The sequence below is a fragment of the Sphingobium sp. B7D2B genome (assembly GCF_025961895.1).
In the GTDB taxonomy this organism is placed as follows: domain Bacteria; phylum Pseudomonadota; class Alphaproteobacteria; order Sphingomonadales; family Sphingomonadaceae; genus Sphingobium.
Genome location: NZ_JAOQOM010000001.1, coordinates 404,230 through 420,856 on the forward strand (window position 1 = coordinate 404,230; position 16,627 = coordinate 420,856).

Below are 16,627 nucleotides of genomic sequence, written 5' to 3' on the forward strand. Positions count from 1 at the left end.
GACGACTCTGGAGAAGCCGGACAAAGCGCCGCAGTCCGTCATTTGAACGCGCGCTTCGGTCCAACCGTCGGGCGAGAGACTTTCATAAAAAGTCGTTGTGTCGCACATTGCGCTGCCGGCTGACCGCACAAGTCCGAACGCCAGAAGGAGGAGCAAGGCGGCGCAGCCCAAGTGGAACTGCCGACGTTCGTTTTGCGTCAGTTCTCTCTTGCTCATGACGGCTTACCACCCTGAAAGCAAAAACTGCCCCTCGATCACCGTGCGGCAGCGGCCGGTGAGGATGACGCGGTCGCCGGCGCGTTCGCAGTCGAGATAGCCGCCGCGCGCGCTGGCCTGATAGGCGGTGAAGCGGTCGCGGCCGAGCCGGTCGCTCCAATAGGGCGTGAGCAGGCAATGGGCCGAGCCGGTCACCGGGTCTTCGTCGATCCCTGCGCCCGGCACGAAGGCGCGGCTGACGATATCGGTCTCGGCGCCCGGCGCAGTCGCGATGATGAGCAGATTGCCGAGTTTGCCGAGCGCCGCGAAATCGGGGCGCAGCGCGCGCACTTGCGCGTCGTCCGCATAGACGAGCAGGCGATAGCCGCCGTCGCGGGCGTGCGTCTCCTGCGGCGCGGGGCCACCGAGCAGGGCGGCGATTTCTGCCAGATCGGCTGGCGCGGTGGTCATGCCCGGCAGATCGAGCCGGTAGGTATCGCCTTCACCGCCCGCCACGCGTTCGACCACCAGATCCCCGGCCTGCTGTGTGCGTAAGCGCAGGCTCTGTCGCGCGGCGCCCATCAGGGCATGACCGCTCGCCAGCGTGGCGTGGCCGCACAGCGCGACTTCCACGGTCGGCGTGAACCAGCGCAAGTCATAGTCCGCCCCGGCGCCGGGCGGCAGCGGCACGGTGAAGGCCGTCTCCGCGAGGTTATTCTCCTGCGCGATCGCCTGCAGCACATCGTCCGCCAGCCAGTGATCCAGCGGCATGACGGCAGCGGGGTTGCCGGTGAACGGCGCATGCGCAAAGGCATCGACCTGGACGAAAGGGAGGATCATCGGCGCTGCCGTCATGGGGCGGGCGTCTCCGGCCCGGGCGTCTTGTCGCTCGCGGCGGCTTCGTTGACGAGCACCGTGCGGGCATCCTGCTGGGTGAGCAGGTCGCTTTCCGGCTGGTCGGCGGGGTCGGGGTGGATGATCAGCTCCAGGCCGGGGAAGTCGGCGGTCAGGTCGCGGGTGATGTCCTCCATCACGTCATGCGCCTGTTTCAGCGACATATGCGGGTCGAGCCAGATGTGGAACTGGGCGATGTCATGCGATCCGCTGCTGCGGGTCCGCAGATCATGGATGCCGTGCAGGGCGGGGTGCCGCTCGGCAATGTCGAGGAAGCGCTGGCGCTTTTCCAGCGGCCATTCCTTGTCCATCAGCTCCCCAATGGCGTGCATCGCCGTCCGGCCGGCATTGAGCGCCAGCCACAGGCCGATGCCGAGGCCGAAGAGCGCATCCGCGCCGCGCAGGTGCAGCGCCGTTTCCAGCACCAGCGCGAGGATGACCGAGCCGTTGAGCAGCAGATCGCTGCGATAATGCAGGCTGTCTGCGCTGATCGCGACCGATCCCGTCGCCCGGATCGCGCGTGCCTGATAGCTGACGAGCAGGATGGTCAGCACGATGGCGAGGATGGAGACGCCGATGCCATATTCGATTGCCGTGGGCGTGCCGGCGCTGCCGAACCGCTCGACCGAGCGTAGGATGATGAGCACCGCCGCAACGCTGATCAGCGAGACCTGAAACAATGCGGCCAGAGCTTCCGCCTTGCCATGGCCGAACCGGTGGTCGTAATCCGCCGGGCGCGCGGCGAGGCGGACGGCGAAGAGCGTGACGAGGCTGGCGACCAGGTCTAGTCCGGTGTCGGCCAGCGAGCCCAGCATGGCGATGGACTCGGTGCGCAGCACGGCCCAGCTCTTCGCGGCCGCGAGAATGAGCGCCACGGCGACGCTGGCGAGCGCGGCCTTGCGATTGATCGCGCCGGTCGTGGCGAGATGATCCTCGCGCGCCGCAGGCGTCGCCGCACTCACCGTCCATGCCTCATGGATAGAGCATCTGCGCGGCCCAGCGACCTGCGCCGTCGGCCTCGTAGCGGCGACGCTCGTGGAGGCGGAAAGCCCGGTCCAGCCAGAACTCGATTGCGCGCGGGGCAAGGCGGAAGCCCGACCAATGCGGCGGGCGGGGCACGTCGACGCCGGCGAAGCGCGCCTCGACCTCCCTGATGCGATCCTCGAAGGTCTCGCGGGCATCCAGCGGCCGGGACTGATCGGATGCCCAGGCGCCGATTTGCGACACGCGCGGGCGCGAGGCGAAATAGGCGTCGGCCGTTGCGGCATCCACCGGGCCGACCGGTCCCTCGATCCGGATCTGGCGCCGCAGCGACTTCCAGTGGAACAGCAAGGCGGCCTCCGGATGGGCGAGCAGTTCCCCGGCCTTGCGGCTCTCGAAATTGGTGTAGAAGGTGAAGCCTTCCGGCCCATAGCCCTTGAGCAAGACCATGCGGGTGGAGGGTCGGCCCTGCGCATCGACGGTCGAGAGCGCCATGGCCTCGGGATCATTGGGCTCGCTGGCCCGGGCGTCGGCCATCCATTGGGCGAAGAGGGCGAAGGGATCGTCCGTCAGCGTGGTCGGCTCGGATGAGGTCGCGGTCTGTGTCATCATGCGCTTCACCTAGCCTGTGCGGCCGCGCGTGGAAACTCTCCTGTCGCTTCGTGCCCCGGAGGCGCGATGCCCATTCATATGGGGGCAAGGCGTGGGTCGATAGACTATGCGCGCCGATGCTGGACCAGTTGGGTGGGCTGGCGCGGAAACAAGCTCTGCGCAAGAGGACCACCATGAACGCCTCCGTCCCTGTCAGCTTCATCGCTGCCCTCTCCCTCCTCGCGATGGCCGCGCCGGGCGTCGCCCAATGGGGTCGCGGCCCGGATCGCTGGGGCGGCTCGCGCATCGATTCGCCGCGTGCACCTCTGGTGAGCAGCGGCCGTGACTCGCGCGAAGGGCAGGTCGATGCCGCACAGTTCACCGCCGAGGGCGGGGCCGCGCGGCTCGGCAGCGGGCCGGTTCAGGTTTCGACGCTGACCGGCGCGGTCGATGACGTCGCGGGCACCGCGCCCTTTGAAGCGGCGGTGATCGATCAGTTGGTGAAGGCCGGCTATAATACGTTGGCGCATGGCGAAGGCGAGAGCGGGCAGGTGACCGAACTGCGCATCCGCCGCGAGGTGCTGGTGCCCGAGGAGACCAAGCGCAAGCCGGTGAGCGGCGAAATGATGGTCGGAACCGGCACCTATGGATCGACGATGGGCATGGCGCTCGCGGTCGATCTCTCCAAACCGCGCAAGGCGCTGGTGTCGACCCGCATGGAAGCGCGCATCCTCGACAAGGCCACCGGCGCCCCCTTGTGGGAAGGCCGGGCCGAGATCGCGACGCGCGAGGGCGATTCGCGCTGGGGTGACCAGGCAATCGCCACGCGCCTCGCCGAGGCGATGTTCGAGCGCTTTCCGAACGGACCGGCGCGCGTCGCCGCGCGCTAGCCACACGCGCATCCCCACTTGCGGCGCCGCGCCGCAATCGCCAGATGAATGCCATGAGGCATGATATCTTCGTGAACGGGTGGGTAGAACGACATGGCTGATCCCTATTCGCTGCTGGGCGTCCCCCGCAGCGCGGACGAGGCGGCGATCAAGTCCGCCTATCGCAAGCTCGCCAAGGAGCTGCATCCGGACCGGAACAAGGACAATCCCAAGGCCGCGGAGAAATTCTCCGAGGTCACGCGCGCCTATGATCTGCTGTCCGACAAGGACAAGCGCGCCCGGTTCGACCGGGGCGAGATCGATGCCGACGGCAACCCCACGCATCCCTTCGGCTTTGGCGGACAGGGCGGGGGCCGCTCGCAGGGCGGCGGGCCGGAAGGCTTCGAGTTCGGAGCCGGCGGCGCTGACTTTTCGGACATTTTCGAGGGGCTGTTCAGCGGCGGCCGTGGCCGATCGGGCGGCGGCTTCGGCTTTGGCGGGCGCGGCGCGCCACCGCCGCAGCGTGGCGCCAACATGGCCTATCGCCTGTCCGTGCCGTTCGTCGATGCCGCGACACTGGCGCCGCAGCGCATCACGCTCGCCGATGGCAAGACCATCGATCTCAAGCTCCCTGCCGGTGTCGAGAACGGCACCCAGATGAAGCTGGGCGGCAAGGGCCAGCCGGGACCGGCGGGCGCGGGCGATGCCATCGTCACCATCGAGATCGGCGATCACGCTTTCTACAAGCGCGATGGCGACAATGTGCGGCTGGACCTGCCGATCAGCCTTAACGAGGCCGTTGCCGGCGCGCGTGTCAAGGTGCCCACGGTCGATGGGCCGGTGATGCTCGCTGTTCCGGCGGGCGCGCATTCCGGGCAGACGCTGCGGCTCAAGGGCAAGGGTTTCCATCGCAAAAGCGGTGGTCGCGGTGACCAGCTCGTCACGCTGATGATCGACGTGCCGGGCCATGATGCCGCGCTCAAGGCTTTCGTGGAGAGCTGGAGCGACACGCGGCCGTTGCGGACGCATCTGGGCGTGTGATCCCGGCGCGGGCGAGCCCTGCGCTATGGCCGGGGGGCGAGGGGTGCATGTGCGCGATTCCCTCGCCTGCCGCTTTGTTCTAGAGATCGGGCGTGCTGACCAATCCCTCTCCGCAATCGCCTGAAGCGCGCCGTCGCCGGTTGCGCGATCGGGGCGAGCGCCTGCGCGCGGAAATCGAGCGGAGCCGCTGGGCGAGCCGCGCCCTGGCGGTGGTCAAGCGCGTTGCGGTCGGCGTCTATAATGACGGCTTCATCCATGCCGGCAATCTCGCTTATCTGACGCTGGTCGCGGTTTTTCCCTTCTTCATCCTTGCTGCGGCAATCGCGCAGATTCTCGGGCGCACCCGCGCCGGCCTCGAAACGGTGAACGGCTTTTTGCTCACGGTGCCGCCCAGCGTCGCGCAGGTGCTGCGGCCGGCCATCGTCGATGTGCTGGAGGCGCGCACCGGCCCCTTGCTCTGGCTGGGTGCCATCATCGGCCTGTGGACCGTGGGCAGCTTGATCGAGACGATCCGCGACATTCTCCGCCGGGCCTATGGCACGCGCTCGACATCGCCCTTCTGGCATTACCGGTTGCGGGCCATGGGCATCATCGTGCTCAGTGTCTTCGGCGCGCTGCTGGCGCTTTCCCTGCAGGTTCTGCTGGTGGCGGCGGAGACGATCGTCGAGCAATTGCTGCCCGGCAGCGACCAGGCTTTCGCCATTCTCACCGCCACCCGCTTCGTGCCGGCGATCATCCTTTATCTCGCGCTTTACTTCATCTTCGCAGCGCTGACGCCGAGCCGTTATCGCGCCAAGCGCTTCCCGAAATGGCCCGGCGCGGCGTTCACGGCGGGCTGGTGGTATGTCACCTCGTTGCTGCTGCCGCTCTTCTTCTCGAACATCACCAGCTACAGCCTGACCTATGGCGGTCTGGCGGGCGCGATGATCACGCTCATTTTTTTCTTCATCATTGGGCTTGGCGTGGTAATTGGCGCCGAACTCAACGCCGCGCTGGCTGATTTCCCGGACGGGGAAGAACCGGCGGAAGAGACGGAGGATCCAACATCATGACAGGCCTTATGGCCGGCAAACGCGGCCTCATCATGGGGTTGGCCAACGACAAGTCGCTGGCCTGGGGTATTGCCAAGGCACTTCACGCGCAGGGCGCACAAATGGCCTTCTCCTATCTGGGCGAGGCGCTGGAGCGGCGCGTGCGCCCGCTGGCGGCGGAAGTCGGCTCTGATTTTCTGTTGCCCTGCGACGTGTCGGACATGGCGTCTGTCGATGCCTGCTTCGAGGGGCTGGCCGCGCGCTGGCCGACCATCGACTTCGTGGTCCACGCCATCGGCTTCTCGGACAAGAACGAGTTGCGCGGCGGCTATGTCGACACCAGCCTGGAAAACTTCCTGCTGACGATGAACGTCTCGGCCTACAGCCTCGTCGCCGTGACGAAGCGCGCGGTGCCGATGATGAGCGAAGGCGGGTCGATCGTCACGCTGACCTATTATGGCGCCGAGAAGGTGATCCCGCATTATAATGTGATGGGCGTCGCCAAGGCTGCGCTGGAGACCAGCGTCAAATATCTCGCCATGGATCTGGGTCCGCAGAACATCCGCGTGAACGCGATTTCGGCCGGGCCGATCAAGACGCTCGCGGCATCGGGCATCGGCGACTTCCGCTACATCCTCAAGTGGAACGAGCTGAACTCGCCGCTGCGCCGCAACGTCACCATCGAGGATGTCGGCGGGGCCGGGCTGTATCTGCTGTCCGATCTCGCCTCCGGTGTGACCGGCGAGATCCATCATGTCGATGCAGGCTATAACGTCATCGGCATGAAGGCCGAGGACGCGCCGGATATCGCGCTCGACAAGGGATGAGCGGCAGCGCAGCCGTCTGCGCTGCCCTGGCGGCTGAGCTGGAAAGAATGGCATGAGCTTCAATAGTTTCGGGCGGGTCTTCCGCTTCACCACCTGGGGCGAGAGCCATGGCCCGGCCATCGGCGCCGTGGTGGATGGCTGCCCGCCGGGACTGGCGCTGAGCGAGACCGATGTGCAGCCCTGGCTGGACAAGCGCCGCCCGGGCACATCGCGCTTCACCACCCAGCGGCAGGAGCCCGATCAGGTGCGCATCCTCTCCGGTGTGTTCGAGGGGAAGACGACCGGAACGCCGATCAGCCTGATGATCGAGAATGTTGACCAGCGCTCCAAGGACTATTCCGAGGTCGCGCAGGCCTATCGGCCCGGCCATGCCGATTATGCCTATGACGCCAAATATGGCCTGCGCGATTATCGCGGCGGCGGGCGCTCATCCGCGCGCGAAACGGCGAGCCGGGTTGCGGCGGGCGCCGTGGCACGGCTGGTGGTGCCGCAGGTCCAGATCCTCGGCTATGTCAGCGAAATCGGCGGGGACGCCATCGATCCTGCGGCATTCGATGCCAGCGAGATCGGCAACAATCCCTTCTTCTGCCCGGACCCGGCTGCGGCCGCGCGCTGGGAAGCGCTTGTCGATGCGGCCCGCAAGGATGGCTCCTCGCTCGGCGCCGTGGTCGAATGCGTCGCCATGGGCGTGCCTGCCGGCTGGGGCGCGCCGCTCTATGCCAAGCTGGACAGCGAACTGGCGGCGGCGATGATGAGCATCAACGCGGTGAAGGGCGTGGAGATTGGTGACGGCTTTGCGGCTGCGCGGCTGCGCGGCGAGGAGAATGCCGACCCGATGCGCCCGGGTAATGACGGGCGCCCCGTGTTCCTCGCCAATCATGCCGGCGGCATCGCCGGTGGCATCGCCACCGGTCAGCCGATCCGGGTGCGGGTGGCGTTCAAGCCGACCAGCTCGATCCTTATTCCGCAGGAAACGGTGACGCGCGAGGGGACGGCAGCGGACATCCGCACCAAGGGTCGCCATGATCCCTGCGTCGGCATTCGCGGGGTACCGGTCGTTGAGGCGATGATGGCGTTGGTGCTGGCCGATCAGGCGCTGCTCCACCGGGCGCAATGCGGATGAGGACGGCCCTCGCCATCCTCGCTCTGGCAAGCCTTGCCGCCTGCCAGTCCCAGCCTGCCGATCCGGACAATGGCGCGCAGGCGGGTCGCAACATGGCTGTGCCGGCCAATGACATCGCCGACGCGGCGAATGCGGCTGAGGAGCCGGCGGAGGCAGAGACGCTCGACCAGGTCGGGCCGATCCGCATTGGCGCCACCCTCGCCGAACTGGCCGCTGAAGGACTCGCGGTCGCCGGGCGGGATGATCCCATGCCGGGCTCGACCTGCACCTATGCGCATTTCAAGGGCTGGCCGGACGCGGCGGTGATGCTGGATGGCGACCATGTCGTGCGGGTCGATGTCTCCGATGCGCAGCATGAGGGACCATTTGGCGTGCGCGTGGGCCAGAGCGAAGCCGAGGCGATCAAGCGGCTCGGTTCAGCCGAGGTGCAGCCACATCCCTATACCGGCCCGACCGGCCATTATCTGGTGTTCCATCGAGCCAATGCGCCGACGGGGCTGATCGCGGAAACGGACGGCAAGACCGTGCAGAGCTGGCGCATCGGTCAGTGGGAGCAGGTCCAGTGGGTCGAAGGCTGCTCGTGATCTTAGCGCCCGCCGGTCATGGCTGATCTGCGGCAGGCCAGCACGGTCCTGCGCATTGCGACGCCGGGGCAGGCCATGGTGGAGATCAGCCGCGAGGTTTCGCACTGGGCTTTGGCGCAGGGCATGGACGAAGGCCTGCTTACCGTTTTCTGTCGTCACACCTCCGCCTCGCTCACCATTCAGGAAAATGCCGCGCCGGCGGTGCAGAAAGATCTGCTCGCCTGGCTGGCGCGGATGGCGCCTGAGGACCAGCGCTACCTGCATGACGATGAAGGGCCGGACGACATGCCGGCGCATCTCAAGGCCGTACTGACCGGCGTTTCGCTCAGCGTGCCGCTGATCGGCGGGCGGCTGGCGCTTGGCACCTGGCAGGGCATCTATCTGGTCGAGCATCGCCGTGCCCCGCATCAGCGCGAGGTGGCGTTGCATCTTCTGGGATGCTGAGTGGCTTTTTGCGTATTTGCGATGCGCTCCCCGCACTGTTAGCCTGCTTCGCAACACCACAAGGGGATCGAGCATGACCGAAGCCAGCGCGGGCGAAGACCGCAAGGAAACGCGCCTGCAATACTGGATGCTCGGCGGGTTCCTTGCGGGGCTGGTGCTGGGGCTGATCGTCCACAGCGTCGCGGCAGACGCGGCCTGGGTGGCGATCGTCACCACCTATGTCACGCAGCCCATTGGCCAGATCTTCCTGCGCCTGCTGTTCATGCTCATCATTCCGCTGCTGGTCTCGGCGCTGATCGTGGGCGTCGCGGATATGGGGGAGGCGCGGCATCTCAAGACCGTGGGCCTGCGCACCTTGCTCTACACGGTCGTCGTTTCCAGCATTTCGGTTGCCATCGCTCTGGCGCTCGTCAATCTGCTCCAGCCGGGCGGCGGCATCAATCCGACGCTGGCCCGCAGTATGATCGCGCAATCGGCGGAAGGGGCTGCCTCCATCGTGGCGCAGGCTGGCGAGTCCAAGACCGGCGTCGACGCTGTGCTGTCGATCGTGCCGACCAATATCGTCGGGGCAATGGGCGCGAATGACATTCTGGCGGTGATGTTCTTCGCACTGTTCTTCGGCGTCGGCTTCTTGCTGGTCGATCCGGCGAAGACCGCCACGCTCAAGGCCGGGTTCGAAGGCATTTTCGAGGTCTCGATGCGGCTTATCGGCCTTGTCATCAAGCTCGCGCCCATCGCCATCTTCTGCTTCATGTTCAATCTGGCGGCGCTGTTTGGCTGGGAACTGATCGGGCGTCTTTCCGCCTTCGTCTTTGTCGTGCTGCTGGCGCTCGGCCTGCAGATGTTCGGCGTGTTTCCGCTCATCCTCAAGTTCATCGCGGGTAAAAGCCCCATCGCCTTCTTCCGCGAGACGCAGGAAGCCAGCGTGATGGCTTTCGCCACAGCCTCTTCCAATGCAACCCTGCCCACGTCACTGCGCGTCGCCGAGGAGGGCCTGAAGCTCCCGCGCCCTATCTCCCGCTTCGTGCTCACAATCGGCGCCACTGCCAACCAGAATGGCTCAGCCATGTTCGAGGGCGTGACGGTGCTGTTTCTCGCGCAGTTTTTCGGCGTTGATCTGACGCTGGGCCAGCAGCTCGTCGTGATGCTCATCTGCATCATGGGCGGGATCGGCACGGCGGGCGTTCCGGCCGGTACGCTGCCGGTGATCGCGCTCATCCTCGCCAGCGTGGGCGTGCCCCCGGCGGGCATCGGGCTCGTGCTGGGTGTGGACCGCTTCCTCGATATGTGTCGCACCACGGTGAATGTGGTTGGCGATCTTGTCGCGGCGCAGGTGATCGCCAGCACCTCACGCGATGAGCTGCCGCAGGAGCCGGCCGATATCGTCATCCATTGATCGCTCCGATGGCTGGCGACCTGCAGACAATCGTCGACGAGATCGTCGCGGCCATGGCGGCCGAACGGGATCGCGGCGCCGTCGCGACCTATATCCCCGGCCTTGCCAACGTGTCCCCGGACCAGTTCGGCATGGCCATTGTCGGCGCGGATGGGACCATCGCCATGGGTGGGGATGCGCGCACGAGCTTTTCGATCCAGTCCATCTCCAAGGTGTTCGCGCTCACCATGGCGCTCGGCAAGGTGGGGGACCAGCTCTGGAAGCGCGTTGGCCGCGAGCCTTCCGGCAATGCCTTCAACTCCATCGTCCAGCTTGAGGCCGAACAGGGCATTCCGCGCAATCCGTTCATCAACGCCGGCGCGCTGGTGGTGGCGGACGTCAATCTCTCCGGCCATCAACCGCGCGAGTCCATCGGCGCGCTGCTGCGCTTCGTGCGCTATCTGGCCGATGACGAGAGCATCGCCATCGATGAAAGCGTGGCGCGGGGCGAGGCGGAGACCGGCTACCGCAACATTGCGCTGGCCAATTACATGCGGGCGTTCGGGAACATCCACAATCCCGTCGATCTGGTGACGGGCTGCTATTTCCACCAATGCGCCATCGCGATGGATTGCGTACAGCTGGCGCAGGCCGGCCGCTTCCTCATGCTGGATGGCCGCCAGCCGGCAGGCGGGCGCGTAGTCTCGCCCCGCCGCGCCCGCCGCATCAACGCACTGATGCTGACCTGCGGCCATTATGATGCCAGCGGCGACTTCGCCTTTCGGGTCGGGATGCCGGGCAAATCGGGCGTCGGCGGTGGCATTCTAGCCGTCGTGCCCGGCAAGGCGAGCATCGCCGTCTGGTCGCCGGGCCTCAACGAAAGCGGCAACTCCCACCTCGGCACACGTGCCCTCGAACGGCTGGCCGAAGCGACCGGCTGGAGCGTCTTCAGCGCGCGGGCGTGACCGGGGCAGGGCCGCTCTTGCGCATTCGGGTGATCACCGCCCTTGGCAAGCGGTTGCCGCGCGCCTAACTGGCATCCATGCCACCGGACAATCAGGATAAGGATCTGCCCACGCCGCCTGCATGGGCGACGTTGCGGCGTTTTCTGCCCTATCTCTGGCCGGCGGGTGAGCCCAATCTCAAGGCGCGGATCATCGTCGCGCTGGTGCTGGTGTTGCTGGGCAAGGCGATCATCCTCGTCATGCCCTTCGCCTACAAGGGCATCATCGACCGGATGGGGCCGGGGATGCAGGCGGGGGTGGCCGTCGCATTGGGGCTGGTGCTGGCTTATGCGGGCGCACGCTTTGGCGGCGTCGTCTCTGACAATCTGCGCAATGTCGCCTTCGAGCGGGTCGGGCGCAATGCCCAGCGGCTGATGGCCGAGCAGACGCTGCGCCACCTGCACAATCTCTCGTTGCGCTTCCACCTCAACCGCAAGACCGGCGGCGTCACCAAGGTCATCGAGCGGGGCACCACGTCCATCGAGACGATGCTGCACTTCCTGCTCTTCAACATTGCCCCGACGGCGATCGAGCTGATCGCGGTGTGCATCATCTTCCAGGTCAAGTTCGGCTTCGGGCTGGTGGCGGGCACGCTGGTGATGATCGCGCTCTACACGGCCTTCACGCAGAAGATCACCGAATGGCGCAACGCGCTGCGGCGGGAGATGGTCGATCTCGATACCGGGGCGACGGCCCATGCCGTGGACAGCCTGCTCAACTTCGAGACGGTCAAATATTTCACGGCGGAGGACCGCGAGGCCGCGCGCTACGGGGCTGCGCAGCGCAGCTACATGAACGCGGCGACCAAGAGCAACAACAGCCTTGCGATGCTCAACATCGGCCAGGCGCTCATCACCAATGTGATGATGGGCGGCGCGATGGCGTTCACGGTGTGGGGCTGGGCGCAGGGCCGGTTCACGCCGGGCGATGTCGTGCTGGTGAATGCGCTGCTGATGCAGCTTTTCCGCCCGCTCGATCTGCTCGGCATGGTGTATCGCACGATCCGCCAAGGCCTCATCGACATGGAGGCGATGTTCAGGCTGATCGATACCGAGACCGAAATAAAGGACGTGCCCGATGCGCCGCCGCTTACGGTGACGGCCGGCGATATCCGCTTCGAGGACGTGGTATTCGGCTATGATCCCGACCGGACGATCCTCAAGGGCGTGAGCTTCCATGTCGCGGCGGGTACGACGCTGGCGGTGGTCGGCCATTCCGGCGCCGGCAAGTCGACCATCGCGCGGCTGCTCTTCCGCTTCTACGATATTCAAGGCGGCCGCATCCTCATCGACGGGCAGGACATCGCCCGCGTGCAACAGACCTCGCTGCGCGCCGCCATCGGTATCGTGCCGCAGGACATGGTGCTGTTCAACGATACCATCGGCTACAACATCGCTTATGGCCGCGACGGCGCGACGCAGGCGGATATCGAGGCCGGCGCGCGCGGGGCGGCGATCGACCGCTTCATCGACTCCCTGCCCAAGGGCTATGACACGCGGGTGGGTGAGCGTGGCCTCAAGCTCTCCGGTGGTGAGAAGCAGCGCGTCGCCATCGCGCGCACGCTGGTCAAGGACCCACCGATTCTGGTCCTTGATGAGGCGACCAGTGCGCTCGACAGCCGCACGGAAGCAGCGATCCAGACCGTGCTCGATGACGTGGCGGCGCGGCGCACGACGATCATCGTCGCGCACCGGCTCTCGACCATCGTCCATGCCGACAGCATCATCGTGATGGATGACGGCCGCGTGGTCGAGCAGGGCACGCATGCGCAATTGCTCGCGCTCGGCGGCCATTATGCGCAGATGTGGATGCGCCAGCAGGCCGAGCGGATGAACCCGGAGGCGGGATTGGCAGCATCCGAACCCAGCGCCTCGCTGGAGGATGCGGCGGAGTAGCTCAGGCGGCGATATCCGGCGCGATGCTGTGCTTCATCATGTCCACCGCGCGGGAGGTCGCGAGGCGGGTGTCCCCGGCCAGCTTCTTCACCTCATTGGCGACGACCGCGAAACCCTGACCGGCCTCGCCGGCGCGGGCGGCTTCGATGCGCGCGTTGAGCGCCAGCAGGTTGGTCTGGTTGGCGATGGCGCCGATCGTGGTCACGATGGCCGCCAGTTCGGCCATGGTGGACTGGAGCCGCGCATTGCCGCGCTGCAACTCACCCTGCAGGCGCTGGCTTTCCTCATAGCGGGCCTGCACTTCCTGTTCGAGCTGGACCTGCCGGGTGACGTCGGATGCGATCTTGAGGATGCGCACCGGTCTGCCCTGACAATCGACAACGGGATTGTAGGTGGCCTGAAGATAGACGGGGGCGCCGCCGCGTGAGCGCCGCTCATAGCGGCCGGCGTGGAACGCGCCGGAGGTCAGTGTCCGCCAGAAGGCCGCATAGTCAGTGGAGCGCACGAAGGATGGCGCGCAGAAGATGCGATGATGCTCGCCGACCACCTCATCGAGGCGGTAGCCCAATGTCTCGAGCAGGACGTCATTGGCCCACAAGATGGTGCCTTCGGGGCTGAATTCGATGACGCCCTGGGACCGGCAAATGGCTTGCCAGGCTGCGTCGGTCCGCCCGTCTTCGAGATATGCGTTCATGAATCACCTTGTGGTCGTCCCGGCAGGTGAGGCCCCTGTGGTTAAGCGCTGCTTACCATAAGGTGGTTTCGCGACGAGCCGTTGAACGCGGCAGGAGGGGTTATCGCAACCGGAGCATCATGCCGGGGCGAAGCAGCCCAAGGACGGCGCGCATATCCTCCGGGGCGATGGCGACACAGCCTTCCGTCGCCTTGGGCTGGCCATTCTCACCGATCACCCATTGGTGGAAGAAGATCGCGCTGCCCATGCCGGGCGTTGGCGGCGCATCATTATGGCCAAGGACGATGATGACGTCATAGGCCTGATCCGCGCGTGCAAGTCGCTCGTGGCTGGTGTGGCGCGGCAGGTGGACGGGCCGGTTATAGGCCGGGTCGGCGGGATCGTCGCTCCAGCCATCGTCCGGCCGGACCCAGCGCCACGGGATTGCGGGCGCCTGAGCGGCATCGATGCGACCGGGGCGGAGCAGCGCGGCGCGCACTGGCCAATCACCGATGGGCGAGGCGCCGTCGCCTTCGCGCTTGTCCGCCGCAGCAATGAGCCCGCTCTTGCCGATGACGCAGGCGCAGGACCAGTCGCCGATGGTCAGGCGCCCCGCCTCGCCATCGACCAGAATGGCTGGCGCTTCGCTCACAACTGATGGCCGGTGCGGTCCCGCTTGGTGGCGAGATAGCGCTCATTATGGGGATTGGAGGGCAAAGCCAGCGGCAGCCGTTCGGCCACGCGGATGCCCTGCGATTCCAGGCCGGCGACCTTCTCCGGATTGTTGGTGAGCAGCCGGATTTCGTCGATGCCGAGCAGATCGAGCATGCGTGCCGCGACGCCGAAATCGCGCGCATCGATGGCGAAGCCCAGGCGGACATTGGCGTCCACCGTGTCGAAGCCCTGATCCTGCAGCTGATAGGCACGCAGCTTATTGATGAGGCCGATCCCGCGCCCCTCCTGCCGGAGGTAGAGCAGCACGCCCCAGCGCGCATGGGCGATCTCGTGCAGAGCGCCGTGCAATTGCGGGCCGCAATCGCATTTGAGCGAGCCGAGCACGTCGCCGGTCAGGCACTCGCTGTGCAGGCGGACGACCGGGGCGCTGCCGTCACGCTCGCCGATGACCAGGGCGATGTGCTCGCGCGGATCTTCCGGCGAGCGGAAGGCGATGATCTGCGCATCCACGCTGGCTTCGACGGGCAGACGCGCGCGGGCGGCGATGGCGAGCCGGGTCGGGTCTGCATAAGTGGCGATATCGTCCGCGCTCAGCTGCACCTCGGCTTCGGCATCCTCGGAGCCGATGAAGAAGGCGGGCAACATGCCGGCGAGGCGCGCAAGGGTGAGGGCTGCGGCGGCCAGGGCCGGGTGCGGCACCGGCAGGGCGCGGAACGGGCCTTTGAGCGGCGTCGCGAGATCGCGCACCGGATCGGCAATGGCCATGGCGGCGGCGGGCGAATCGATCCAGCGCTCGCGGGCGATGAGCGCCGGCGCTTGTGGGTCCGCCGCCTCCCGCTGGTTGGCGAGCTTGAGCGTGACGGCGCGCGCGGCGGAGAGCAGCAGGGGCGCCTCTGCCGCCGGGTCGAACGAGGAGAGGCTCGTCGGCGTCGCGCCTTCCACAGGCAGCAGCGTCAGTGCGCCGCCTGCATCGACCAGCCGGATAGGCCAGCCGCGCCGAAGGGCATCGATGGCGCGAGCCGCAGCGCGCCCGTCCATTATCGCGCGCCCATCAGAAGGCGAATTCCGTGATCAGCGGGGCGTGGTCCGAGGGGCGCGTCCAGCTGCGGCAGCCCTCGGCGACCTGATGCGAGACCGCCGTCTCCGCGAGGTCGGGGCTCAGCCACATATGGTCGAGCCGGCGGCCGCGATCCGACTTCGCCCAATCCTGCGCGCGGTAGCTCCACCAGGTGTAGAGCCGCTCGGGCGCGGGCACGAAGCGCCGGCCAAGGTCGATCCAGTTGTGCGAGCTTTGGAGATGGCCGAGCAGGTCGCGCTCGATCTGCGTGTGGCTGACGACGTTGATGAGCTGCTTGTGGCTCCACACGTCGCACTCCAGCGGCGCGACGTTGAAGTCGCCGAGCAGCAGGGTCGATCCGCCGAGCTTGCCGGACCAATCGATCATGCGTTGCAGAAAATCGAGCTTCTGGCCGAACTTGCGATTGATCGTGCGGTCCGGCTCTTCGCCGCCGGCGGGCACGTAGACATTCTCGATGCGCAGGCCGTTTTCCAACCGCACGCCGATGTGGCGCGCCTCGCCATTGGCCTGCCAATCGAGTCGCTCGTCCTCACGCACCGGAATGCGGCTGACGATGGCCACGCCATGGTGCATCGGCTGGCCGTTCAGCACCTGATGATTATAGCCGAGCCGGCGGAACAGGCCCTCCGGAAAGGAGCCGTCCACGACCTTCGTCTCCTGCATGCACAGAACGTCCGGCTGATACTCGGTAAGGAAGCGCTCGACGATTTCGAGGCGGGCGCGGACGCTGTTGATATTCCAGGAGGCGATCTTGAGAGTCTGCTTGGTCGACATGGCCAAAGTCCCTAGCCGCCCTCGGCGCCGAACCCAAGCCGCGAAGCGATTATTTTGACTCGAGCGGCTGCGTGCCGCGGCATCAGACCGGGCGGATCGCGCGGACATCGAAAACCCCCGCTCCGGGGGGCATGGAGCGGGGGCTCGAAGAAAGCGCCTGAATTTTTGCGCATGTGGTGCGGGGCGAAGCCCGGGCAACAGGGGGGAATCCCGAGGTCAGTCCCCGCGCCACATCGCTTTTCTAAGTCACCCCAGATGACCGCCCGATGAATGGACCTGTCAGACTTGGGCAAGATTGTCGGTTTTTGCGCACGGGAAAATGCCGCGCGGGGATCACCCGTGAAAAAAATTCCGCCCGGATGGGGCGGGCGCGGGTTTGATGCCGATCAATGTCGGCGGCGCCGTTCGGTGAAAAGAGGGCTCATCACATGGTTTGCAGGAGCATTCGCGATGAACCTTCTTATGCAGTGGCCGGTCCTGACCTTCATCGGCATGGTTGCGGTCTTTGGCGTCATTCTGGCGGCGGTTTCGGTTCTCGATCTCAAGAGCGAGTGACGGCCGGCGGGCATGCGC

At 66.4% G+C, this 16,627-nt stretch carries 18 protein-coding genes; 11 read left to right on the plus strand and 7 right to left on the minus strand.

Going from position 1 to position 16,627, the window contains the following annotated elements:
* Positions 1-222 precede the first annotated feature (222 nt).
* The 3 genes from M2341_RS01870 to pdxH are packed head-to-tail and all read right to left on the minus strand — an operon-like array spanning position 223 to position 2,679.
* Positions 223-1,050, minus strand: coding sequence for a PhzF family phenazine biosynthesis protein (locus tag M2341_RS01870; protein WP_264584009.1), 828 nt, complete (start codon positions 1,048-1,050; stop codon positions 223-225).
* The gene (locus tag M2341_RS01875) at positions 1,047-2,051 is read right to left on the minus strand and encodes a cation diffusion facilitator family transporter (protein ID WP_181560879.1); all 1,005 of its coding nucleotides are present in this window, start codon (positions 2,049-2,051) and stop codon (positions 1,047-1,049) included. Before M2341_RS01875 ends, M2341_RS01870 begins: the two co-directional genes overlap by 4 nt.
* A 10-nt stretch (positions 2,052-2,061) precedes the next feature.
* A complete protein-coding gene (gene pdxH, locus M2341_RS01880; RefSeq protein ID WP_264585965.1) occupies positions 2,062-2,679 on the minus strand; it encodes a pyridoxamine 5'-phosphate oxidase in 618 nt (205 codons plus the stop codon).
* 176 nt (positions 2,680-2,855) lie between these two features.
* On the opposite strand from pdxH, the gene M2341_RS01885 reads away from it, so the two are divergent.
* The 10 genes from M2341_RS01885 to M2341_RS01930 all read left to right on the plus strand — a co-directional run bounded on the left by M2341_RS01885 (position 2,856) and on the right by M2341_RS01930 (position 12,854).
* Positions 2,856-3,551 carry a DUF4136 domain-containing protein gene (locus M2341_RS01885; RefSeq protein ID WP_264584010.1) on the plus strand — a complete coding sequence of 232 codons (696 nt, stop codon included), beginning with the start codon at positions 2,856-2,858 and terminating at the stop codon, positions 3,549-3,551.
* Between the two features lie 93 nt (positions 3,552-3,644).
* Positions 3,645-4,571 (plus strand): DnaJ C-terminal domain-containing protein, encoded by a 927-nt coding sequence (locus tag M2341_RS01890; protein WP_264577866.1) that lies wholly within the window; start codon positions 3,645-3,647, stop codon positions 4,569-4,571.
* Between the two features lie 95 nt (positions 4,572-4,666).
* Positions 4,667-5,623 carry a YihY/virulence factor BrkB family protein gene (locus M2341_RS01895; RefSeq protein WP_264572320.1) on the plus strand — a complete coding sequence of 319 codons (957 nt, stop codon included), beginning with the start codon at positions 4,667-4,669 and terminating at the stop codon, positions 5,621-5,623.
* On the plus strand, positions 5,620-6,429 hold the full coding sequence (gene fabI / locus M2341_RS01900; protein WP_181560875.1) for an enoyl-ACP reductase FabI: 810 nt from the start codon (positions 5,620-5,622) through the stop codon (positions 6,427-6,429). The genes M2341_RS01895 and fabI overlap by 4 nt, the downstream gene beginning before the upstream one ends.
* A 52-nt stretch (positions 6,430-6,481) precedes the next feature.
* Positions 6,482-7,552, plus strand: coding sequence for a chorismate synthase (gene aroC, locus M2341_RS01905; protein WP_264584011.1), 1,071 nt, complete (start codon positions 6,482-6,484; stop codon positions 7,550-7,552).
* The gene (locus M2341_RS01910; RefSeq protein ID WP_264584012.1) at positions 7,549-8,136 is read left to right on the plus strand and encodes a hypothetical protein; all 588 of its coding nucleotides are present in this window, start codon (positions 7,549-7,551) and stop codon (positions 8,134-8,136) included. Before aroC ends, M2341_RS01910 begins: the two co-directional genes overlap by 4 nt.
* Before the next feature lie 27 nt (positions 8,137-8,163).
* A complete protein-coding gene (locus M2341_RS01915) occupies positions 8,164-8,580 on the plus strand; it encodes a secondary thiamine-phosphate synthase enzyme YjbQ (RefSeq protein WP_264585966.1) in 417 nt (138 codons plus the stop codon).
* Between the two features lie 73 nt (positions 8,581-8,653).
* Complete coding sequence (locus M2341_RS01920; RefSeq protein WP_264584013.1) at positions 8,654-9,976, plus strand: dicarboxylate/amino acid:cation symporter; 1,323 nt, start codon at positions 8,654-8,656, stop codon at positions 9,974-9,976.
* An 8-nt stretch (positions 9,977-9,984) separates the two neighbouring features.
* On the plus strand, positions 9,985-10,920 hold the full coding sequence (locus M2341_RS01925; RefSeq protein WP_413715178.1) for a glutaminase: 936 nt from the start codon (positions 9,985-9,987) through the stop codon (positions 10,918-10,920).
* Between the two features lie 77 nt (positions 10,921-10,997).
* Positions 10,998-12,854, plus strand: a complete 1,857-nt coding sequence (locus tag M2341_RS01930; protein ID WP_264577871.1) for an ABCB family ABC transporter ATP-binding protein/permease — start codon at positions 10,998-11,000, stop codon at positions 12,852-12,854.
* Position 12,855: 1 nt separating this feature from the next.
* On the opposite strand, the gene M2341_RS01935 is transcribed toward M2341_RS01930, so the two are convergent.
* From M2341_RS01935 to M2341_RS01950, 4 genes are all read right to left on the minus strand, one after another.
* Complete coding sequence (locus tag M2341_RS01935) at positions 12,856-13,548, minus strand: methyl-accepting chemotaxis protein (protein WP_264577872.1); 693 nt, start codon at positions 13,546-13,548, stop codon at positions 12,856-12,858.
* Between the two features lie 100 nt (positions 13,549-13,648).
* Positions 13,649-14,179 (minus strand): L,D-transpeptidase family protein, encoded by a 531-nt coding sequence (locus M2341_RS01940; protein ID WP_264584015.1) that lies wholly within the window; start codon positions 14,177-14,179, stop codon positions 13,649-13,651.
* Positions 14,176-15,240 (minus strand): GTP cyclohydrolase II, encoded by a 1,065-nt coding sequence (gene ribA, locus M2341_RS01945; RefSeq protein WP_264584016.1) that lies wholly within the window; start codon positions 15,238-15,240, stop codon positions 14,176-14,178. The genes M2341_RS01940 and ribA overlap by 4 nt, the downstream gene beginning before the upstream one ends.
* Before the next feature lie 13 nt (positions 15,241-15,253).
* Positions 15,254-16,054, minus strand: a complete 801-nt coding sequence (locus M2341_RS01950) for an exodeoxyribonuclease III (RefSeq protein WP_264584017.1) — start codon at positions 16,052-16,054, stop codon at positions 15,254-15,256.
* Between the two features lie 270 nt (positions 16,055-16,324).
* Here M2341_RS01950 and M2341_RS01955 point away from each other — a divergent pair, with 270 nt between their 5' ends.
* Positions 16,325-16,609, plus strand: a complete 285-nt coding sequence (locus M2341_RS01955; RefSeq protein WP_264584018.1) for a hypothetical protein — start codon at positions 16,325-16,327, stop codon at positions 16,607-16,609.
* Positions 16,610-16,627 lie beyond the last annotated feature (18 nt).